The following is a 21,489-nucleotide window of genomic DNA, read 5'->3' on the forward strand; positions in this document are numbered from 1 at the left end:
GTCAGCCCGCAAGGATGACTTCGGCCTCATCGAAGAACTGGGTCACCGCGTCGTCGACGCTGATCGCCCCCAGGCCGATCGACTTGCCGAGGTCCCAGAACGTCTGCTCGATCGAGCCGTATCCCTTCACCGGCACGGGCGGCGCGTCTCCGATGCGGTCGGCGACGGACTCGAGGTAGTCGGCGACCTGCTTGTCAGCGCCTTCGAGCTTCGCGCCGTCGAGCTTGCTCGAGGAAGCCGGGAATCCGAGTGTGGTGCCGAAGATCTCGCCGGACTCGGGCGAATTGACCAGGAAGTCGAGGAAGATCGCGGCGGCCTCCGGGTGCTCGGTGTTGGCCGAGACCGCGACCTGCAGTCCGGCCTGGCGGTAGAGGTCCTTGGCGTCGTCGTCGCTGGTCGGCGGTGCCACCATCGACAGCGCGGAGTCGCCCGTCTCGGCGAGATATCCGCCGAGGAAGTTCGACCAGCTCATCTCGCTCGCGGTCAGCTTGGCGCCGAGTCCCGAGGTCGGGGTGATTTCCTCGAGCCGGGACTGCGGAATGCCGACGCCGTCGCGCACCTGCGCGCCGGACTCCCAGAACTCGCGCAACTGGTCCTCGTCGAAGCCGAGGGCGCCGTCGTCAGTGAACAGATTTCCGCCGTCCTGACGGAGCAGGAGCTCGAGGTTCTGGATGCGCTGCGTGTAGTCGGTGCCGCCGTAGACGCTGCCGGCGGAGGCCTCGGTGACGCTCGCCATCCATTCGTCGTGGTCCTCGTACGAAGTGCCGCCTTCATACGGCTCGACCCCGACCTGGCTGAGCAGGTCGTCGTTCTGGAAGACCGCCCAGGCGCTGTAGCCGGTCGGCAGCGAGAACTGCTTGCCGTCGAGCTGCCCGGTGCCGAGTAGCGCTTCATCGAACGTCGAGGTGTCGACGAAGTCCTTGTACGTGCCGAGGTCGAGCAGCAGGCCCGACTCCCCGTACTGACGCAGATACGAGTCGGAGAACTGCCAGACATCGGGGAGACCGTTGCCAGCTGCCTCGGTCTGGCGCTTCTCCCAGTAGCTGGGGAAGTCGGTGAAGCTGCCCTCGATCGTGATGTTCGGGTACTCCTCGTTGAACGCCTCGATGAGTGCTTCGTAACGGCTGGCTCGGTCGTCGTTGCCCCACCAGGTGAAGGTGAGCGTGACCTTCTCGTCGGCGTCGTAGACCGGCTTCGCATCGGGTGCTGCGCCTCCGGCGCAGCCGGCGAGCGCGAGTGCCGCACCCGCGACGAGGGCGGTCGCCGCCGCGATTCGCTTCGTAATGAACATCGTTGTCCTCTCTTGGTGAACTTCTTCGTCGACCGGTGGGGCCGGGCGCCGCTGACCGGTCATTGCTGTGGTTTCGCGCTAACAGGAAAGCGCTTCCCGGCAATCTACTCGGGATTGAAACGTTTCGCAATAGCTCATTCTCATCATCATCGATCGTATGGTAAACGTTGTAATGAACACGCCCATCGTTCCGCCCTCCAGGCCGCCCGTCGATACATCTCCGTCGTTCGGGAAGCGCTTTCCCATATGCTGGAGGAGAATGTGATGCAGCATCCGCTCCCCGACCGAAGGATTCCCGCGATGGCCACAGACGTGCTGCTCGTCGGAGCCCACGGTTTCGGCGCTGACCACCTGCGCAACCTGGAACGTCTCGGTGATCGTGTGCGCGTGGTGGCGTTGGCGGATCCGAACGGTGGACCCGGCGAGGGCTACGGCTCCGACGCACCCGCCTTCGCCGGGCTCGCCGAGGCCTTCGACGCGGGCATCCGCCCCGACGTGGTGATCATCGCGACGCCGACCGGCACGCATTTCGCACTCGCCTCGCTCGCGCTCGAGCGTGGCTGCGATCTCTACCTCGAGAAACCGCCGCTCGCGACCATGGAGCAGTTCGAAGCACTGCTGGCCCTGCAGAAGCGCTCAGGTCGAGCGGTGCAGGTCGGGTTCCAGAGCTTCGGCTCGCACGCGTTCGACCGCCTCGCAGAACTGGGCGAACCGACATCGGTCGCAACCTGGGGCGCCTGGGCGAGGGATGCCGCCTACTGGTCGCGCTCTGCATGGGCGGGCAGACGCACCCTCGACGGCCACCCCGTCGTGGACGGCGTCGTGACGAACCCGCTCTCGCACGCCGTCGCCACCGCTCTGCGCATCGCCGGCGCCCGGCACCGTGACGACGTCGCGCGAGTCGAGCTCGAGCTCTACCGCGCGAACGACATCGAGGCCGACGACACCTCCAGCGTCCGGATCACGCTCACCGACGGGCGAATCGTCTCCGCGGCGCTGACCCTCGCCGCCCCCGAGCATTCCGACCCGCTCATCGAGGTGCGCACGCCCGAGGCCGACGTGATCTTCTCCTACACGACCGACCGGCTCATCCACCCGGACGGCAGCGAGGTCGACACCGGACGCACCGAGCTCTTCGAGGAGCTGCTCGATCATCGCGACCACGGCGCCCCCCTGCACGCTCCCCTGGTCGAGACCGGAGCGTTCATGGCCGTGATGGAGGCGGTGCGCACCGCGCCCGATCCCGCTCCGGTACCGGATGCTGCGATCACGCTCCTCACCGACCGACCGTCACCCCTCACGACCATCGACGGCATCGCGGAGTGGGTCGAGCGCACCGCGAGATCCGGCGCCCTGTTCAGCGAGCTGCATGCCCCCTTCGCTGCGGCGCCACTGGCCGGCCGCACGCACGAGCTCCGTGTCGGCGCGGCCGTCGTCGCCGTGCATGATGACGGATCGGCAGTCGCCCACACGTCGGGATCGCGGCCCTTCCTGCACCCCGTGCGCACGCCGTCCGGCGTCGTCGTCTCCGCCGCACACCCCGCCGATCACGATTGGCACCTCGGTGTCTCGATCGCGCTTCAGCATGTGAACGGCGTGAACTTCTGGGGTGGCCCCACCTACACACGCGACCTCGGATATCGCTGGCTGAGCGACCACGGCCGCATCCGGACGACGTCGTTCGCCCTCGACGATGACGGCTTCTCCTCGACCGCCGACTGGATCGCGCCCGGCGGCGACGTGCTGCTGAGCGAATCCACGCGGTGGCAGCTGCGAGAGTCATCCGATCCGCGTGCGTGGCTGTTCCGGACGACGACGACGCTGCGGGCGGAGAGCACTCCGGTCGAACTCGGCAGCCCAGCCAGCAACGGCCGTGTCGGCGGCGGCTACGGCGGCTTCGCCTGGCGGTTCCCTGCGGCATCCGACGTCGACGTGCGAACCGGACGAGCGGCAGGCGAAGACGCCGTGCACGGCACCGTCGCGCCGTGGCTGGCGTTCAGCGCGCGCTTCGCCGAGGGCGAGGCCACCGTCGCACTCGCCGGCGATGACGACCGCACGTGTGAGGACCCCTGGTTCGTGCGCGTCGACGCCTATCCCGGCGTGGGCTCGGCGCTCGCCTGGCAGGACGCGCTCCGACTCGACGTCGGCGCGAGCATCACCGTGTCGTTCCGCGGAGCCGTCGCTGACGGACGCCTCACGGATGACGAGATCGCCGGCCTGCTCGACGAGTGACCCGGCCGGTCCCACGACCGTTCTTGCACATCTCATCCGTCACCCTCTAGACTTGCATGAAACGATTCAATGATGATCCTCCGAAATGTGAGCCCATGACCCGCCACTGCTTCCGGCTCCAGGTCCGCCCTGAGCTCCTGGACGAGTACCTCGCCCGCCATTCCCCGGTGTGGCCAGAGATGCTCGCCGAGATCGCGGCCGCCGGTCGCCGCAACTACTCCCTCTTCCTGGGCGACAGCGGCACCCTCATCGGCTACTACGAGACCGACGACGACGCGGCAGCGCAGGCGTACCTCGCCGCCTCCGAGATCGCCTCCCGATGGGAGGCCGAGATGGGTCGCTTCTTCATCGGCCTCGACGGTCGTCCCGATCAGGCGGCTATCCCGCTGTCCGAGGTGTTCCATCTCGAAGACCAGCTCGTCGCAGCCGGCGAGCCCGATACATCCGACGAAGACGACGAAGGCAGCGCCCCATGAGCATCCTCTCCCCAGACACCCTGGCCGCCCTCGAGCAGCAGGCCATCGAGCTCCCCTCCTGGGCGTTCGGCAACTCCGGCACGCGCTTCAAGGTGTTCGGCACACCGGGCACACCACGCGACCCGTTCGAGAAGATCTCCGACGCCGCTCAGGTGCACAAGTACACGGCGCTCGCGCCGAGCGTGGCGCTGCACATCCCCTGGGACATGTGCGACTTCGCCGCTCTCCGCACGCACGCCGAGGACCTCGGCGTGGCCCTGGGCACCATCAACTCGAACACCTTCCAGGACGACGACTACAAGTACGGGGCCCTCACCCACGAGGATTCCGCGATCCGCCGGAAGGCGATCGACCACCACCTCGCCTGCATCGACGTCATGGATGCGACCGGGAGCCGTGACCTGAAGATCTGGCTCGCCGAGGGCTCGAACTACCCCGGCCAAGCCGACCTGCGCGGACGCCAGGACCGCCTGCAGGAATCGCTGCAGACGATCTACGCGCGCCTGGGAGATGACCAGCGCCTGGTGCTGGAGTACAAGTTCTTCGAGCCGGCTTTCTACCACACCGACGTTCCGGACTGGGGTACGTCGTACGCACAGGTCGCATCCCTCGGCGACAAGGCGATGGTCTGCCTCGACACCGGCCATCATGCACCGGGCACCAACATCGAATTCATCGTGATGCAGCTGCTGCGCCTCGGAAAGCTCGGCTCGTTCGACTTCAACTCGCGCTTCTACGCCGACGACGACCTGATCGTCGGCGCGGCCGACCCGTTCCAGCTGTTCCGCATCCTCTTCGAGGTCGTCAGGGGTGGCGGGCTGAACAACCCCGACGTGGCCTTCATGCTCGACCAGTGCCACAACGTCGAAGACAAGATCCCCGGCCAGATCCGCTCGGTGCTCAACGTGCAGGAGATGACGGCTCGCGCGCTGCTCGTCGATCGCGACGCTCTCACCCAGGCGCAGAAGTCCGGCGATGTGCTCGCCGCCAACGCCGTGTTCATGGATGCCTTCTACACCGACGTCCGTCCTGCCCTGGCCGAGTGGCGCGAGTCGCGCGGTCTCGCAGCGGACCCGATGAAGGCGTTCGCCGAGTCCGGCCATCTGGCACGGATCGCGGCCGACCGCGTCGGCGGCGTGCAGGCCGGCTGGGGCGCCTGAGTCGATGACCACTCGCTTCGAGGTCGCCGACCGGATTCTGAATGGACCGCACGGGCACCTCCGCGTGCGCGTCTACTCGCCCTCATCCCCCGGCACGCACGGCCTGGTCTGGGCGCACGGCGGCGGGTTCGCCGCCGGCGAGCTCGAGATGCCCGAGGCCGATTGGGTCAGCCGCGCGTTCGCGGAGCGCGGCATCACGGTCGTCAGCGTGGAGTACCGCTTGGCGCCGTTGCCCGCGGATGGCGGCGAATCGCCGGACGCCCGGGCACTCGGAGGCGCTCATTACCCCGTCGCGCACGAGGAGATGATCTTCGCATTCCAGTGGGCCACGGAATCAGGTCTGGCGACCGGGCCGTGGGCGATCGGCGGCGCGAGCGCAGGCGGCAACCTGGCCGCCGGTGCGGCACTTCGTCTCGCGCACGAGAGCGATGTCGTCCCCGCGCTGGCGGTGCTCGCCTACCCGACGCTGCAAGCCGTGCAGGATGCCCCGGATGCCGTGCTGCGCGCGCTGCTCGATGCGGATCCCGATGCCGACCGATTCGGCCCGGAGATCGTGCTCGGCATGTACGAGAACTACCTCGGCGGGGCGGTCGACGGCGCCGAGGTCTACGCCATCCCCGGCACCGCGACGACAGCGCAGCTCGCCGGTTTCCCCGCCACGATCATGATCAACGGCGAGGCCGACGAACTCCGGGTCTCCGGCGAAGCGTTCGCCCTGGCACTCGCAGAAGCGGGAGTCGAGATCGACGTGTCGACAGAGCCGGACACCACCCACGGGCACCTCAACCGTCCCGAGGAGGCCGCGGCCACGGCATCCATCGAGCGATTCGCCGAGCGCATCCACCGCGCGGACCTGTCACACCCGCCTCGACGCATGACGCGCTCGCACGTCGAGTCGACCCGAACTGCACCGACCCAAGAAGGCTGACATGACCAACCCCACCGCCGCCGCTCTCCTCACGCGCAGCAATCGCCTGGGCGCCGACCCCAAGAACACGAACTACGCCGGCGGCAACACCTCCGCCCAGGGCACCGAGATCGACCCGGTGACGGGGCAGCCGGTCGAACTGCTCTGGGTGAAGGGTTCCGGTGGCGACCTCGGCACGCTGACCGAGCCGGGCCTGGCCGTGCTGCGCCTCGATCGCATGCGCGCGCTCGTCGACGTCTACCCCGGCATCGACCGGGAAGACGAGATGGTCGCCGCCTTCGACTACTGCCTGCACGGCAAGGGAGGAGCCGCTCCCTCGATCGACACGGCCATGCACGGGCTCGTGGATGCCGCTCACGTCGACCACCTGCATCCCGACTCCGGCATCGCGATCGCGACGGCTGCAGACGGCGAGGAACTCACCGCGAAGATCTTCGGCGACGGCACAGGTGGACAGAAGGTCGTCTGGGTGCCCTGGCGGCGCCCCGGCTTCCAGCTCGGCCTCGACATCGCCGCCATCAAGGCGAAGAACCCGCAGGCAATCGGCTGCATCCTCGGCGGGCATGGCATCACCGCGTGGGGCGACACGTCCGAGGAGTCCGAGGCGAACTCCCTCTGGATCATCGACACCGCTGCCGCCTACATCGCCGAGCACGGCAAGGCCGACCCGTTCGGCGGCACCCGCGCCGGCTTCGAGGCCCTCCCCGATCCCGATCGCCGGGAACGCGCCGCTGCCCTCGCCGGCACGATCCGCGGCATCGCCTCGACCGACAGGCCGATGGTCGGGCACTTCACCGATGCCGATGTCGTGCTCGACTTCCTCGTGTCCGAGCGCGCCCCGGAACTCGCGGCTCTCGGCACGAGCTGCCCCGACCATTTCCTGCGCACCAAGGTGAAGCCGCTCATTCTCGACCTGCCGAGTTCGGCATCCGCCGAGGAACAGATCGCGCGCCTGCACGAGTTGCACGCCGAATACCGTGCCGACTATCAGGCCTACTACGACGCGCATGCGACAGCCGAGTCCCCCGCGATCCGCGGCGCAGACCCGCTCATCGTGCTCGTGCCGGGCGTCGGCATGTTCTCCTACGGAGCGAACAAGCAGACTGCTCGGGTCGCGGGAGAGTTCTACGTCAACGCGATCAACGTGATGCGCGGCGCCGAGGCGCTGTCGACATACTCCCCCATCTCCGATGCCGAGAAGTTCCGCATCGAGTACTGGGCGCTGGAAGAGGCGAAGCTGCAGCGGATGCCGAAGCCGAAGTCCCACCAGGGACGCATCGCGTTCGTCTCGGGAGCAGCCTCCGGCATCGGCAAAGCCATCGCCACCCGACTCGCGGCCGAGGGCGCCTGTGTCGTCATCGCCGACCTCGACCTCGAAAAGGCGCAGGCTGCGGCAGCGGAACTCGGGAGCACCGATGTCGCGATCGGCGTCGCCGCGAACGTCGCCGACGCCGCCGCCGTACAGGCCGCGCTCGACGAGGCGGTCCTCGCCTTCGGAGGCGTCGACCTCGTGGTCAACAACGCCGGGCTGTCACTCTCGAAGCCACTGCTGGAGACGACCGAGAAGGACTGGGACCTGCAGCACGATGTGATGGCGAAGGGCTCGTTCCTGGTGTCGAAGGCGGCAGCGAAGGTACTCATCGACCAGAAGCTCGGCGGCGACATCATCTACATCTCGTCGAAGAACTCCGTCTTCGCCGGCCCGAACAACGTCGCGTACTCCGCGACGAAGGCCGACCAGGCGCACCAGGTGCGGCTGCTCGCCGTCGAGCTCGGTGAGTTCGGCATCCGCGTCAACGGCATCAACCCCGATGGCGTGGTCCGCGGCTCCGGCATCTTCGCCTCGGGTTGGGGCGCGAACCGCGCCGCGACCTACGGCGTCGCGGAGGAGGACCTCGGCCAGTTCTACGCGAACCGCACGATCCTCAAGCGCGAGGTCGTACCGGAGAATGTGGCGGATGCCGTCTATGTGCTCACCGGCCCGGAGCTGAGCCGCACCACCGGCCTGCACATCCCCGTCGACTCCGGCGTCGCGGCCGCGTTCCTGCGATGACCCTTCGGCAGCGTTTCGTCTCGCTTCGCTCGCTCAACGACCGGGGATCGTCATCGGTCGTTGAGCCGGGCCCACGCCCCCGAGGCTCCGGGCAGCGCGAAGCGCTGGTCGGAGAGAGGTGGGGAGGAGCGCCAGCGACGGGACAAAACGCGTCGATCCGTCCGCACGACCGAGGGGCGGCCAGGCGATGACCGTGCGCGCGGTCGCAGCGGTGGACCTCGGCGCCACCAGCGGACGGGTCATGATCGGCCGGGTCGGGGAGGACCGACTGGAACTCGAACTCGTCTCGCGGTTCCCGAACGGTCCGGTGCAGCGCGACGATGGCTTGCACTGGGACTTCGATGCCCTGTATGAGAACATCCTCGACGGCCTCGCCGAGGCTGTCCGCCGTGAACCGGCGATCGAGAGCATCGGCGTCGACTCGTGGGCGGTCGACTACGGCCTGCTGCGCGACGGCGAACTGCTCGATCAGCCGTTCCACTACCGTGACGGGCGCACCGAAAGGGGTGTCCTAGACGTCCACGATGTCGCCCCCTTCGATGAGCTCTACGAGCGCAACGGCCTGCAGTTCCTGCCGTTCAACACGCTGTACCAGTACCGGGCCGACGAGCGTCTGCCCGATGCCGACACCGCGCTGCTCATCCCCGACCTCATCGCGTTCCTGCTCACCGGAGCCCGCGTCGCCGAACGGACGAACGCGTCGACGACGGGACTTCTCGGCATCCGCACCGGTGAGTGGGATCTCGAGCTCGCCGAGCGCCTCGGCATCCCGACCCGATTGCTCCCTGGCCTCGTCGACCCGGGAACGCTGCTCGGAACGCTCCGTCCTGACGTCGCCGGCCGCGTCGTCAAGACCCTGCCGGTCATCGCCGTGGGCTCGCACGACACGGCATCCGCCGTCGTCGCCACCCCTCTCTCGTCCCTGCGCTCCGCCTACATCTCCTGCGGCACCTGGGGACTCGTCGGCGTCGAGCTGGCAGAGCCAGTGCTGTCGGATGCCGCGCGCGACGCGAACTTCACCAATGAGCGCGGCGTCGACGGTCGCATCCGCTTCCTGCACAACGTCACCGGACTCTGGCTCCTCAGCGAGAGCGTGCGCGCCTGGGAAGCGGAGGACGGGTCGCCGATCGACCTGCCTGAGCTGCTGGCGGCGGCGGCGGAGGTCGCCGGAGACATTTCGCTGTTCGATGCGAACGACGCGACACTCAGCCTGCCAGGGGACATGCCGGCCCGGATCGCCACCCTGCTTCAGGCAGCCGGCGGACGGGTCCCGGCCACGCGAGCCGCGTTCGCGCGCAGCGTCGTCGAGAGCATCGCCGAGGCATTCGCGGACGCGATCCGCACCGCTGGCACGCTGTCAGGGCGCGAGATCGACGCCATCCATCTCGTCGGCGGCGGATCGCTGAATCGGCTGCTCTGCCAGGCGACGGCCGACCGCTCCGGTCTTCCCGTGCTGGCGGGTCCGGTCGAGGCGACCGCTCTGGGTAACATCCTCGTACAGGCACGCGCGCTGGGTGCCGTGCCGTCAGCGCTGGAGGACCTGCGTGCGCTCGTGGCGGCGACTCACCCACCCGCCCGATTCGACCCTCGAGGCTGATACGGCGGCCGCACCACGTTCAGTCCTTGCCGACGGAGTCCAGAACGATGTCCGCTTCCGAACCGTAGAACGAGTCGCCTACGAACGACGCGAGCGTGATCGTTCCACCGAGGTGATTTGAGTACACGTACGCCCCGCCGGAGTCGGTTCCCTGATAGTTCCACGCATAGACGGTGTCGCCCGCGTGGGCCGCTATCGGCGTCCCGCACGCGATCGCCAATGCGATCGCGCCAGCGGCCACTGCCCCTCGGACCTTGAAACCCATGACGTCATCCTCTCGACCCTGTTTCACCGGGGCGAGCCAACCTCGGCGGCATCATCGTCGTGTCGACGATCGTGCGCCTTCAGATTCGCACCCGACGAGACAGGCCGACATCCGTAGAATCACGGAAGTCCACTCGCATGCACGTCTCGCGCCGGGGCGGGTTCCTCAGGTCGTCGAGCCCCACTCGGGCTCGAACCAGAGCGCTAGTCGCCCGCGCCGACCTCGACGGCCGTCGGAAGCGTGTTCAACGCCGTCGCGAGCCCGCCATCGGCCACATCTCCGGTGATCTCCCCCGCGGCGTCCTTCACGACATCCGGAGCCTGCCCCATCGCCACCGCTCGGCCACCGACGCCGAGCGCCCAGCCGAACATGCCGATGTCGTTGCGGCCGTCACCGGCGACGAGCACCTGCTGGCCGTCGATACCGAGCCGCGCGCGCACGCGTTCCATGGCCGTACCCTTGTCGACGCCCTGCGGAGCGATGTCGAGCCAGGCCGTCCAGCCGATCGCGTAGGAGACCTCGTTGAGCCCGGCATCCGCGACGAGACGGTGGAAGTCCTCCTCGTCATGCCCGGGCGAGACCACGACGATGCGCGAGACCGGCGCCGCGCCGAGTTCTTCGAACAGCACCTGACGCCCACCGTCGAGGGTCCAGTCGTCGAGCTGCGCGGTGTACAGCCGCTGCCCCGATCCGAGTTCGACCATGTAGCGCGCATCCGGCAGACGCTCGCGCAGCAGCGAGAGCACCGTCGAGGGATCGAACGTCTCCACATGCCAGCGCTCCCACGCGTCGCCTGTGCGTCGCATGGTGACCGCGCCGTTCGAGCACACCACGTACTCCGGAGTCAGACCGAGCTCCTCGACGTAGCGCTGCGTGCCCATCCAGCTGCGACCGGTCGCGATCGTGACCACGTGGCCCAGGTCTCTGAGCCGCGCGACGGCTTCGGGCACGCCGGGACTCATCGTCTCGTCCTGCAGCAGGATGGTGCCGTCGACGTCGAGTCCGACGAGCCAGGGGGTCCCCGAGACTGGCGAAGCGTCGGTCACGCCTCCGGCTCCAGCACGGCGAGGCCGCCGAGATACGGCTGCAGCACCTCGGGCACGAGCACGGAGCCGTCGGCGCGCTGGTGCGTCTCCAGCAGCGCGACGATCCAGCGCGTGGTGGCGAGGGTGCCGTTCAGGGTCGCGACGTGCTGCGTCTTGGCGGACTTCCCGTCCTCCGCAGCCGGACGGTGCCGGATGTCGAGGCGACGAGCCTGGAACGTGGTGCAGTTCGAGGTCGACGTGAGTTCGCGGAACGCCCCCTGCGTGGGCACCCAGGCTTCGATGTCGTACTTGCGCGCGGCACTCGAGCCCAGATCTCCTGCGGCGACGTCGATCACCCGATACGCGAGCCCGAGAGCCGTCAGCATCTCTTCCTGCAGGGCGACGAGGCGCAGGTGCTCGGCCTCGGCATCCTCCGCCGTCGTGTAGACGAACATCTCCATCTTGTTGAACTGGTGCACGCGGATGATTCCGCGGGTGTCCTTGCCGTGCGAACCGGCCTCGCGGCGGTAGCAGGTCGACCAGCCGGCGTAGCGCAGCGCGCCCTTGGACAGGTCGACGATCTCGTCCTTGTGGTAGCCGGCGAGCGCGACCTCGCTGGTGCCGACGAGGTACAGGTCGTCGTCCTTGTCGAGGTGGTACACCTCGTCGGCGTGCTCGCCGAGGAAGCCGGTGCCCTGCATGATCTCCGGCCGCACGAGGGTGGGCGTGATCAGCGGCACGAAGCCGTTCTGCAGCGCCTTGTCGAGCGCCAGGTTCATCAGCGCGATCTCGAGGCGTGCGCCGATCCCGCGGAGGAAGTAGAACCGCGCACCCGAGACCTTCGCGCCGCGCTCCATGTCGATCGCGCCGAGGATCTCGCCGAGCTCGAGGTGGTCGCGCGGCTCGAAGTCGAACGCGGGAACCTCGCCGACCCGGCGCAGCTCGACGAAGTCTGCCTCGCCACCGGCCGGAACGCCGTCGATGACGACGTTCTCGATGCGCGCGAGGGCAGCGGATGCGGCGTCCGCCGCCTCATTCGCGACGACCTGCGCCTGCTTGACACGGTCTGCGAGGTCCTTGACCTGCGCGACGAGGGCGGCCTTCTCCTCCTTGGGTGCCTTCGCGACCTGCTTGCCGAACACGTTCTGCTCGGCCCGCAGCTCTTCGAACGTGGCGAGCGCGGCACGACGCGATCGATCGGCCTCGAGCGCTGCGTCGACGGTTCCCTGGTCGTTGCCACGCGCGGCCTGCGAGCGGCGGACGATCTCAGGCTGGTCGCGGAGAAGAGCGAGGTCGATCATCCCTCAAGTCTAGGGCGCGCGCGGGAACGACCCGGATGGCGGGATTAGAGTAGCGCCATGACGAAGCCCGCCGCAGCCCCGCGCCAGGCGGCACTCGTCTACAACCCGATCAAGGTCGACGAGAAGCGGCTGCGCGCCTTGCTGCGCGACCTTTCGAAGGACGCGGGGTGGGCCCACCCCGCGTTCTATCCGACGACGATCCAGGATGCCGGCCAGGGAGCAACCGCGCAGGCGCTCGCCCGCGGCATCGATGTGGTGCTCGTCGCCGGCGGCGACGGAACCGTGCGCGCCGTGGCGGAGGCGATCGCCGGCACCGGTGTGCCCCTGGCGATCCTGCCGAGCGGCACCGGCAACCTCCTCGCCCGCAACCTCGGCCTCCCGCTCAGCGACCCGGCCGAGATGATCCGGGCAGCACTCGGCGACTTCACGCACCCGATCGACATCTGCTGGGCAGCGCTCACGCGCACCGACGGCGAGACGTCGGAACACGCGTTCGTGGTGCTCGCCGGCATCGGACTGGATGCCGACATGATCGCGAACACGCGATCCGACCTGAAGAAGTCGGTCGGCTGGATCGCGTACGTCGACGGCGCTGCACGCTCCCTCGCCGGCGCGAAGCCGTTCCGTGCGATGTATCAGATCGACGACGGCCGACTGCACTCGACCAAGGTGCACAGCATCCTGTTCGCGAACTGCGGCACCCTCCCTGCGGGGATCGCGCTCATCCCCGATGCCTCGATCGCCGACGGCATCCTGGATATCGCCGTCATCCAGCCCACCGGCATGCTCGGCTGGCTCGGCGTCTGGCGCAAGATCTGGTGGGACAACTCCGTGCTCCGTCGCTTCCGTGCCGGCCGGCTCGTGCTGCAGCGGCGCGGCAGGGATGCATCCGTGCACTATCTGCGCGGGCTGAGCGCGGAGGTGGCCGGAAGCGGCCCCACACCGATCGAGTTGGATGGCGACGAGTTCGGACTGGCCGTCCGCATCCGCTGCCGCGTCGAGCCGAAGGCGCTGCTCCTGGCACTTCCCGCCGGGCACCCCGTCGACGCGCTCTGACCGCCCCGGGGTCAGTCGCCGAGGACGCTCACGGTGCCGTCGAGGTTCCCGCCGACGAGCGTCAGCGTGAAGCCGTCCTCCTCGACGGAATCGTCACCGAAACTGAGCAGGGTGCCCCGCGGCGCCATGTCCATCGTGCACATCTGCTCGTCATCGGTGGTGAACGTCACCGTGCCCGCATTGCCCGCACCCTCGACCGACTCGACGACCGGCGGGCAGCTCGACGAACCCCAGGTGAGCAGCACGAGACCGCCGTCACCGATCCAGCCGGCCGACGGCAGGTAGTCCGTCGAGGATCCGGGCACACCCGTGAATGCCGGATCACCGTCGAGATCCACGTCATCGACGAGGTCTCCGTACGTGACGTTCAGCGTCAGTTCCTTGGTCGGGTCGACCCCCTCCGGCAGCGCCCCGATGCTCGCACGCGGCGCCATGTCTCTCGTGCAGACTTCGTCGGCTTCGTTGTCCTTCACTGTGACCGTGACGTTCTGCCCGTCCGCCTCGACGGAGTCGACGACCGGCACACAGGTGGACGACCCCCACGTGACGACAGCGAACATGCGCCCGCCGTCCAGCAGGGTGCCCTCGATGTCGGCGTAGTCGTCGTCCGGCGCACTCGACGGCGGCGCCGAACCGGTGCTCGTCGGCGTCACGGCACCCGGCGTCGAGGTGCATCCGGCGATGAGGAGGGCAGTGGCGGCGACCGCGGACAACGCGGCGACAAGGCGCATGGGGGAGGTCATGGCCCCCAGGGTACCCGCCGTCACTGCAGAGCGGAGGTGAGTCGTGCGAGATTGTCGAGAACCGTGGAGCGCAGCGGCTGCTGCATCCACTCCTCCAGAGTCAACTCGCGGCTCAGCGCGCGGTACCGATCCTCGACGGCGCGCATACCGGCCACGAACTCCGCACCGCGCACGAGCATCGACACTTCGAGGTTCAGACCGAACGAGCGCATGTCCATGTTGCTGGATCCGATGACGGCGGTCTCGTCGTCGATGGTGAGGCTCTTGGTGTGCAGGATGTACGGCTGGCGGTACATCCAGATGCGCACGCCGGCTTTCAGCAGCGCCTCGTAGTAGCTGCGCTGGGCGTGATAGACGACCGCCTGGTCGCCTTCTTCCGAGACGAACAGCTCGACGGCCACGCCACGGTCGCATGCGGCCGAGACCGCGATCAGCAGCGCTTCGTCGGGTACGAAGTACGGGCTCACGATCATGATCTTGCGCTTGGCGGCGTAGAGGAGACCGAGGAAGAGGCGCAGATTGTTCTCGGTCTCGAATCCCGGCCCAGAGGGCACGACCTGGCAGTCCAGATCGCCGGTGCCGGTCTCGACCTTGGTGATGTCGAGGTCGCTGAGCACCTCTCCGGTCTCGCTGTACCAATCGGCGAGGAAGACAGCGTTCACGCTCGCGACGACAGGGCCGTCGACGCGCACCATCAGGTCGACCCAGTGCAGGCCGCGCTTGATGTTCTTCGGCAGGTTGTACGTCGAATCGGTGACGTTCTGCGACCCGAGGAACCCCACGCGTCCGTCGACCACGAGGAGCTTGCGGTGGTTGCGCAGATCGGGCCGCTGCATCCGCCCTTTGAGGGGCTGCACCGGGAGCATCAGATGCCACTCGGCACCCATCGCATCCAGGCGAGCGATGGTCTTCTTGTAGCGCGGCTTCCAGCGGTTCGCCCAGTGATCGAGCAGCACGCGCACCGAGACGCCTCTGGCCGCGACCTCTTCGAGCGCGCGGAAGAAGTTGTCGGTGGCGGCATCCGACTGCAGGATGTAGAACTCGACATGGACGTAGGTCTCAGCTCTGCGGATGGCGTCGGCCATCGCATCCAGAGACTCCTGGTACTCCGAGATCAGCCGGGCCCCGTTGTCGCCCGACAACGGCAGCGCCCCCATGTTCTGGTTCATCTGCACCAGGGCGTCGAACCACTCCGGCGCATTCGGCCGCAGCGTGCCGAAGTGCAGATTCTCACTGGTCTCTTTGATGTACTCGTTGATCTGGTCCTGCTTGCGACGGCGGGCACGGGGCAGTCGCGGATTTCCGATCAGCAGGAACAGGAACACCCCGACGAACGGGATGAAGAAGATCGCGAGCAGCCAGGCCATCGCGGACGTGGGCCGCCGATTGCGCGGGATGATGATGATCGCGGTGATGCGGATGGCGATATCGAGGACCAGTAGGAAGCCGACGACCCACCACGGCCAGGCCTCCGGAATCATCGCGTCCCCTCGACCTCTCCTCGCCACGACGGCGTTCGCCGCAGCGCCGCGCCATGGGCGAGGCTTCGCTTCACAGTAGCGGAAGCCTGCACGTCAGGGGCGGGGCGGCATGCCTCGCGCAGCGCGCTCCTCGGCCTCGATCTGCGCGTGCACCTTGCGTTCGGTGCGGTCGAAACGCAGGATGCCGCGGATCACGATGAAGAAGACGATGCTCACACCGAGGGTCGGCAGAAGGGACCATGCCGCTGCGAGCCAGAAATTCTCCATGCCTCCATGGTACGCGGACCGGCTGTGGCCTCGACTCCTCCTGCACAATCGCCGATCTCGGAGAATCCGTCCACATCGGACCGTTCGGCCCCCCACGGGGCGACCCGCACGAGCACACTCGCGTGATGACCACAGTTCTCCACGCATCCGGCTCCGCCGATTTCCTCGGCCTCGTCCCCGCCCTCGCCGGCTTCACGCCGCGCGAGAGCATCGTCCTGCTCCCCTTCCGCGGCAAGCGCGCCTACGGTGCGATGCGCCTCGATCTCCCCTCCGACGATGTCGACCTCGACGAGTACGTCGAGACGGCCATCGCGCTCATCTCGCGTGTGACGGGGACGGATGCTGTCGCGATCGTCGTCTACACCGATGAACCTGCGCTGCCGACGCGCGACGGACTCGTGCTCCCCGTGGCGGTGGCCGTCGACGGTCTCCTCGACAGTGCGGAGGATGTCGGTCTGCGCATCGTCGATGCGCTCTGCGTCACGCCGGACGGGTGGGCGAGCTACCTGGAGGAGGAGCCGAAGCTCGCTCCACTCGCCGACATCCCTGCCGCGCCGGTCGCTCCGGGCATCGGCGACGTCGCCGGCGATCAGCTCGCCGGCACAGCGCTGCCTCATATCGACCTCGCGGAGAAGGAGCGCGTGGGCACGGCCCTCCACGATCTCGAAGAGGTGCTCACGCATGACGCCACCGGCCGGCTGACCGGAGGCGAGAATCCGCAGGCGCTCGCCGCCGTCGTGCTTCTCGACGACATTCCGGCCTTCTTCGAGATGCTCCTCGACGAGCCCGAGAATCTGCCTCCGTTCGCGACTGCGGCGTTGCTGTGGTGCCTGGGTCGACCGATCTTCCGCGATGTGGCGCTGACCCAGTGGGCGACCGATGCCGCTCGCGGCATCCGCGTGCTCGACGCCCAGCTCGCCTATTCGCACAGCGGCAAGACGATCCCCGACGACCTCGGCGCCGTCTTCCTCGGGCGCGGCCCGAAGCCCGATCCCGACCGGCTGCGGCTGGCCCTCGCCATCGTCCGGGGCGCTGCCGCACGAGCACCGCGCGCTTCTCGACCCGGGCCTCTGACGGTCGCGGCGTGGCTGTCGTGGGCGCTCGGACGCTCCAGTCACGCCGCGCACTACATCGATCTGGTGCGCGAGATCGATCCCGAGTACGGGCTCGCCGCTCTCCTGGGCTCGATGATCAGCGCCGCGATGCTGCCCGAGTGGGCCTTCCAGCGGGGCTGAGGCGCTACTTGACGAGCGGGAACAGGATGGTCTCGCGGATGCCGAGCCCGGTGATCGCCATCAGCAGCCGGTCGATGCCCATGCCCATGCCGCCGGACGGCGGCATGCCGTGCTCGAGAGCGCGCAGGAACTCATCATCGACGGGCATCGCCTCGACGTCACCGCGCGCGGCGAGCTTCGCCTGCTCGACGAAGCGCTCGCGCTGGATGACCGGGTCGACGAGCTCGGAGTATCCGGTTGCGAGTTCGAAACCGCGGATGTACAGGTCCCACTTCTCGACGACGCCGGCGATCGAGCGATGTTCACGCACCAGCGGCGAGGTGTCGACCGGGAAGTCCATCACGAACGTCGGACGCACGAGGTCGCCCTTCACGAAGTGCTCCCAGAGCTCTTCGACGAGCTTCCCGTGCGTCGCCTGCGGCGGCAGGTCGACACCGGACGCTTCGGCGAACGCGATGAGGTCGGCGACATCGTCCTGCGGAGTGACGGTGCGACCGGATGCCGCGGAGAGCGACTCGTACATCGAGATGCGGTCCCACTCGCCACCGAGGTCGTACTCGGTGCCGTCGGCCCAGGTCACGGTCGTCGACCCGGTGACCGCGATGGCCGCCTGCTGCACGAGCTCCTGCGTGAGCCCCGCCATCTGGTTGTAGTCGCCGTAGGCCTGGTACGCCTCGAGCATCGCGAACTCGGGGCTGTGCGTGGAGTCGGCACCCTCGTTGCGGAAGTTGCGGTTGATCTCGTACACCCGCTCGATGCCGCCGACGACGGCGCGCTTGAGATAGAGCTCCGGCGCGATGCGCAGGTAGAGGTCGGTGTCGAACGCGTTCGAGTGCGTGATGAACGGACGAGCGGATGCTCCGCCGTGCTGCACCTGCAGCATCGGCGTCTCGACCTCGAGGTAGTCGTGGCTGCCGAACGTGGCGCGCAGGCTGGCGTTCACCGCGGCGCGGGCGCGAACGGTCGTGCGGGCCTGCTCGCGCACGATGAGGTCGAGATAGCGGCTGCGCACTCGCCCCTCGTCGCTGAGCTCGGAGTAGGCGTTCGGCAGCGGGAGGATCGCCTTCGACGCGATCGTCCAGGCATCGGCCATGATCGACAGCTCGCCGCGGCGGCTGGAGATGACCTCACCGTGCACGAACACGTGGTCACCCAGGTCGACGAGAGCCTTCCAGTCGGCGAGGGACTCCTCGCCGACGTTCGCGAGGGAGATCATCGCCTGGATGCGCGAGCCGTCACCGGCCTGCAGCGTCGCGAAGCAGAGCTTGCCCGTGTTGCGGCTGAAGACGATCCGCCCCGCCACGCCGACGATCAGCCCCGTCGCGGTGTCGGCCTCGATCTCGCCGTACTCCGCGCGCAGCGCCGGAATGGTGTGCGTCACCGGAACGGCGACGGGGAACGCACCGCCACCGGCATCCGACCGCTCTGCGATCAGGCGCTCGCGCTTCGCCAGGCGCACCGCCTTCTGCTCGAAGACGTCGTCTTCGAGGGTGTCGGCGGGGGTTGCAGCGGGCGCGGCAGACGCGTCAGTCATTCGGGGCTCCTTGGAAGTCGGTCCCAGTTTACCGGGGCGATTTCTGCCGACGATGGCGACAGCTGGGTAGCCTCGGAGAATGGCCGTCAACCGGATGCTCCCCGTTCTTACCGCGGTCGCCATAGCGGGCGCGGGACTGCTCGCCCCCGCCGCCGCCGCGGCATCCGCCGTCGACGCAGATCGGCAGGCATCGGCGGTCTCGGCCGACGTCGATGACTTCTCTTATGCGTCCTGGGATGCCCGATACGAGGTCAGCCTGGATGACGACGGCCGGTCGCACATGCTCGTCACCGAAACGCTCGTCGCCCGCTTCCCCGATTTCGACCAGAACCGGGGCATCGTCCGAGGGCTCCCGGTCACGTACGACAACGCGCATCTGGACACCCGTGTAATCTCCGTCACCGACGAGACCGGCGCGGCAGTACCGTTCGAGACCGAGGAGGACGACGGCCTCATCCTCGTCCTCACCGGAGACGACGACTACGTGCAGGGACTCAACACCTACGTCATCGAGTACGAGATGACCGACGTGATCCTGCACCGCGACGACGGCCAGGCCGATGAGTTCTACTGGGATCTTCTCCCTCTGGACAGCAGTCAGGCGATCGAGTCGTTCCACGCTGAGATCGTCTTCGATGCGGCGATGAGCGCGCAGCTCACCGGCTCGGCGCGGTGCTACACCGGCTACGCGGGTTCCACCGACGAGTGCGCGATCCAGGGGCCGTCCGCCGATGGCGACGCGGCCTCGTTCCGCGTCGAGTCCGGTGAGCGCGCCGCCGGTGATGGTGTGACCGTCGCGATCGGGTTCGAGCCGAACACGGCCACGCAACCCTCCGCCCGCACGCCCAACACGGTGACCGACACCGTGCCGGCGCTGGCTGCCCTCGGAGCGTTCGGGCTCTCCGCGGGCGGATGTGCGGCTGTAGCCGTGCTCAAACGCCGGCGCCGCACCGCCACCGGCGTCGTCATCGCGCAGTACGACGTGCCCGATTCGATGCCGCCGCTGCTCGCGGCCGCGATCGTGCCTGGTGCGAAGGATCCGATCCCCGCCGAGATCGTGCACCTCGCGGTTCGCGGCACTCTTCGCATAGAGGAAGCCGGCGACAGCGAAGGCGCCACCGGACAGCCCCGGTTGCGGAGAACGCCAGGAGGCCGGATCCCCGACCAGCTGGATGTCGAGGCACTCGATGCGCTGTTCCTCGGCGCGGATGCCGAGGGCGTCGTGAGCCTCCCCTTGACCGACGAGTCCTTCGCCGGGCGTATGAACGGCCTCCTGCAGAGCGGGAAGACGGCGGCCGCATCGCGGGGGCTCACCACGAAGACGCGCAGCCGCGGGGCGATGATCCTGCAGTGGTGCGCGATCGCCGTCGTCGCCGCCGGGCTCGGCCTGAGCCTGTGGGGGGCGATCTCCGGCCGGGTGACCGGCATCCCGGCTCTCGTCGCGATCTCCTTCGGCGGGTTCGCCGTCTTGATGTCGAGCCTGTTCACGTTCTCGAAGCACACGGTCCTCACGCCGGAGGGTGCTCTCGCCCATGAGTACCTGCTCGGCGTGCGCGAGTTCATCCGCGTGGCCGAAGCCGACCGGCTGCAGGTGCTGCAGTCGTACACCGGTGCCGAGCGTCGCCAGGACGGCAGCGTGAACGTCATCGAGCTCTACGAGCTTCTGCTGCCGTACGCGATGCTGTTCGGGCAGGAAGACCAATGGGGCGGTGTGCTTGAAGCCGCGTACGCGCAAGCGCAACGCGGACCGGGGTGGATCGGCGACCCGACTTCCCCGTATCTCCGTACTCATCTCGCGGCATTCGCCGTGTCGTCGCACGCCGCGGCCACGTATTCAGAGAGTTCCTCGAGTGCGGGCGGCTCGTCGGGCGGCGGGTTCTCCGGTGGAGGGGGCGGTGGCGGCTCGTCGGGAGGGCGTTGAGCGCGCCGCATCCGCTCTCACTGGTCTGGCCGCGCCTCTCGCCTGGCCTGGCCGCGCCTCTCGCCTCTTGCCCCGCGTCGCCTGATCTGACACCTCGGGTCGGAATGCGCGCCGAATACCGACCCGAGGTGTCAGATCAGCCTCGCGCCAGCACGTTCATCTGACACCTCGGGCCGCAATCCCGGTGGTGTAGCGACCCGAGGTGTCAGATGAAAGTGGCGCCGGAGTCAGGCAGAGTGTCGATGGGGCCGGATGCTTCGCGCAGCGCCCGTTCGACGGTGGATTGCACGAGCGCGGAGAGGTAGCTCCCGGGGTTGTCCACACCGATCTCTCGCAGCCGACTCGTCGACTGGCCGATGATCGAGCGGGAGAACTCGGTCGCGGTCTGGATCGCGTCGGCGTACGCCGTCCGATCCGTCTCTGCGATGACCACGGGTTCGCAGCCCATCTCGACGGCGAGCGCCTGACCGATCGGCAGGACGGCCGCAGGTGCCGTCACCGCGGCGAAACCCGCCTGCAACTGGCGCAGGTCGATCGACGTTCCAGTGAAAGTGATCGCCGGATGAACCGCCAGGGGAATCGCGCCGCGCTCGGCAGCGGGACGCAGCACCTCGATGCCGTAAGCGGGATCGGTGTGCAGCACGAGCTGGCCGATCTGCCATCCGCCGATCTCCGCGATGCCGGCGACGAGCGACGGGAGCTGGTCGTGGGGAACGGCGATCACGACGAGCTCGCTGCGGCGAACGATCTCCAGTGCGTCCAGTACGGGCACGTCTGGGAGCACGGCCGAGGCTCGATCGTCATCGGACCCCGTGGTGATCCCGATGATCGCGTGGCCTGCCCCGGCGAGCGCCGCGCCGATCACGGGACCGACCCGGCCCGCGCCGATGATGCCGACGCCGAGGCGCCCGTCACGAGGCATCG

Annotated in this window: 18 protein-coding genes; 9 read left to right on the forward strand and 9 right to left on the reverse strand. The window is 68.3% G+C overall.

What is annotated here, in order from left to right:
• Position 1 precedes the first annotated feature (1 nt).
• The gene (locus MRBLWO13_RS01830) at positions 2-1,291 is read right to left on the reverse strand and encodes an extracellular solute-binding protein (RefSeq protein WP_341976063.1); all 1,290 of its coding nucleotides are present in this window, start codon (positions 1,289-1,291) and stop codon (positions 2-4) included.
• A 300-nt stretch (positions 1,292-1,591) separates the two neighbouring features.
• Here MRBLWO13_RS01830 and MRBLWO13_RS01835 point away from each other — a divergent pair, with 300 nt between their 5' ends.
• The 6 genes from MRBLWO13_RS01835 to MRBLWO13_RS01860 all read left to right on the forward strand — a co-directional run bounded on the left by MRBLWO13_RS01835 (position 1,592) and on the right by MRBLWO13_RS01860 (position 9,737).
• Positions 1,592-3,523: a DUF6807 family protein gene (locus MRBLWO13_RS01835; RefSeq protein WP_341976064.1), complete on the forward strand. Its 1,932-nt coding sequence runs from the start codon at positions 1,592-1,594 to the stop codon at positions 3,521-3,523.
• A gap of 95 nt (positions 3,524-3,618) precedes the next feature.
• Positions 3,619-3,999 carry an L-rhamnose mutarotase gene (locus MRBLWO13_RS01840; protein WP_341976065.1) on the forward strand — a complete coding sequence of 127 codons (381 nt, stop codon included), beginning with the start codon at positions 3,619-3,621 and terminating at the stop codon, positions 3,997-3,999.
• Complete coding sequence (gene rhaI, locus MRBLWO13_RS01845) at positions 3,996-5,159, forward strand: L-rhamnose isomerase (protein ID WP_341976067.1); 1,164 nt, start codon at positions 3,996-3,998, stop codon at positions 5,157-5,159. The genes MRBLWO13_RS01840 and rhaI overlap by 4 nt, the downstream gene beginning before the upstream one ends.
• 4 nt (positions 5,160-5,163) lie before the next feature.
• Positions 5,164-6,087: an alpha/beta hydrolase gene (locus MRBLWO13_RS01850; RefSeq protein WP_341976068.1), complete on the forward strand. Its 924-nt coding sequence runs from the start codon at positions 5,164-5,166 to the stop codon at positions 6,085-6,087.
• 1 nt (position 6,088) lies between these two features.
• Positions 6,089-8,140 carry a bifunctional aldolase/short-chain dehydrogenase gene (locus tag MRBLWO13_RS01855; protein ID WP_341976070.1) on the forward strand — a complete coding sequence of 684 codons (2,052 nt, stop codon included), beginning with the start codon at positions 6,089-6,091 and terminating at the stop codon, positions 8,138-8,140.
• A gap of 187 nt (positions 8,141-8,327) precedes the next feature.
• The gene (locus MRBLWO13_RS01860; protein ID WP_341976071.1) at positions 8,328-9,737 is read left to right on the forward strand and encodes a rhamnulokinase family protein; all 1,410 of its coding nucleotides are present in this window, start codon (positions 8,328-8,330) and stop codon (positions 9,735-9,737) included.
• A gap of 19 nt (positions 9,738-9,756) precedes the next feature.
• Here MRBLWO13_RS01860 and MRBLWO13_RS01865 read toward each other — a convergent pair whose 3' ends face one another.
• From MRBLWO13_RS01865 to serS, 3 genes are all read right to left on the reverse strand, one after another.
• Positions 9,757-10,002: a hypothetical protein gene (locus MRBLWO13_RS01865; protein WP_341976072.1), complete on the reverse strand. Its 246-nt coding sequence runs from the start codon at positions 10,000-10,002 to the stop codon at positions 9,757-9,759.
• Between the two features lie 203 nt (positions 10,003-10,205).
• The gene (locus MRBLWO13_RS01870) at positions 10,206-11,048 is read right to left on the reverse strand and encodes an HAD family hydrolase (protein WP_341976073.1); all 843 of its coding nucleotides are present in this window, start codon (positions 11,046-11,048) and stop codon (positions 10,206-10,208) included.
• Entirely contained in the window at positions 11,045-12,328 is a 1,284-nt protein-coding gene (gene serS / locus MRBLWO13_RS01875; RefSeq protein WP_341976074.1) for a serine--tRNA ligase, read from the reverse strand. The genes MRBLWO13_RS01870 and serS overlap by 4 nt, the downstream gene beginning before the upstream one ends.
• 57 nt (positions 12,329-12,385) lie before the next feature.
• Here serS and MRBLWO13_RS01880 point away from each other — a divergent pair, with 57 nt between their 5' ends.
• Positions 12,386-13,384 (forward strand): diacylglycerol kinase family protein, encoded by a 999-nt coding sequence (locus MRBLWO13_RS01880; RefSeq protein ID WP_341976075.1) that lies wholly within the window; start codon positions 12,386-12,388, stop codon positions 13,382-13,384.
• 11 nt (positions 13,385-13,395) lie between these two features.
• On the opposite strand, the gene MRBLWO13_RS01885 is transcribed toward MRBLWO13_RS01880, so the two are convergent.
• From MRBLWO13_RS01885 to MRBLWO13_RS01895, 3 genes are all read right to left on the reverse strand, one after another.
• Positions 13,396-14,127 carry a hypothetical protein gene (locus MRBLWO13_RS01885; protein WP_341976076.1) on the reverse strand — a complete coding sequence of 244 codons (732 nt, stop codon included), beginning with the start codon at positions 14,125-14,127 and terminating at the stop codon, positions 13,396-13,398.
• A gap of 20 nt (positions 14,128-14,147) precedes the next feature.
• A complete protein-coding gene (cls, locus tag MRBLWO13_RS01890; protein WP_341976079.1) occupies positions 14,148-15,608 on the reverse strand; it encodes a cardiolipin synthase in 1,461 nt (486 codons plus the stop codon).
• A 93-nt stretch (positions 15,609-15,701) separates the two neighbouring features.
• A complete protein-coding gene (locus tag MRBLWO13_RS01895; RefSeq protein WP_341976080.1) occupies positions 15,702-15,875 on the reverse strand; it encodes a hypothetical protein in 174 nt (57 codons plus the stop codon).
• Between the two features lie 125 nt (positions 15,876-16,000).
• Here MRBLWO13_RS01895 and MRBLWO13_RS01900 point away from each other — a divergent pair, with 125 nt between their 5' ends.
• A complete protein-coding gene (locus MRBLWO13_RS01900; RefSeq protein WP_341976082.1) occupies positions 16,001-17,110 on the forward strand; it encodes a DUF4192 family protein in 1,110 nt (369 codons plus the stop codon).
• 4 nt (positions 17,111-17,114) lie between these two features.
• Here MRBLWO13_RS01900 and lysS read toward each other — a convergent pair whose 3' ends face one another.
• Positions 17,115-18,644 (reverse strand): lysine--tRNA ligase, encoded by a 1,530-nt coding sequence (gene lysS, locus MRBLWO13_RS01905; RefSeq protein ID WP_341976084.1) that lies wholly within the window; start codon positions 18,642-18,644, stop codon positions 17,115-17,117.
• Positions 18,645-18,723: 79 nt separating this feature from the next.
• Here lysS and MRBLWO13_RS01910 point away from each other — a divergent pair, with 79 nt between their 5' ends.
• Complete coding sequence (locus MRBLWO13_RS01910; protein WP_341976086.1) at positions 18,724-20,565, forward strand: DUF2207 domain-containing protein; 1,842 nt, start codon at positions 18,724-18,726, stop codon at positions 20,563-20,565.
• 205 nt (positions 20,566-20,770) lie between these two features.
• Here the strand turns inward: MRBLWO13_RS01910 and MRBLWO13_RS01915 are convergent, their stop codons facing one another.
• A complete protein-coding gene (locus MRBLWO13_RS01915) occupies positions 20,771-21,487 on the reverse strand; it encodes a DUF2520 domain-containing protein (RefSeq protein ID WP_341976087.1) in 717 nt (238 codons plus the stop codon).
• Positions 21,488-21,489: the final 2 nt, after the last annotated feature.

It is taken from the genome of Microbacterium sp. LWO13-1.2 (assembly GCF_038397725.1).
Classification (GTDB): Bacteria; Actinomycetota; Actinomycetes; order Actinomycetales; family Microbacteriaceae; genus Microbacterium.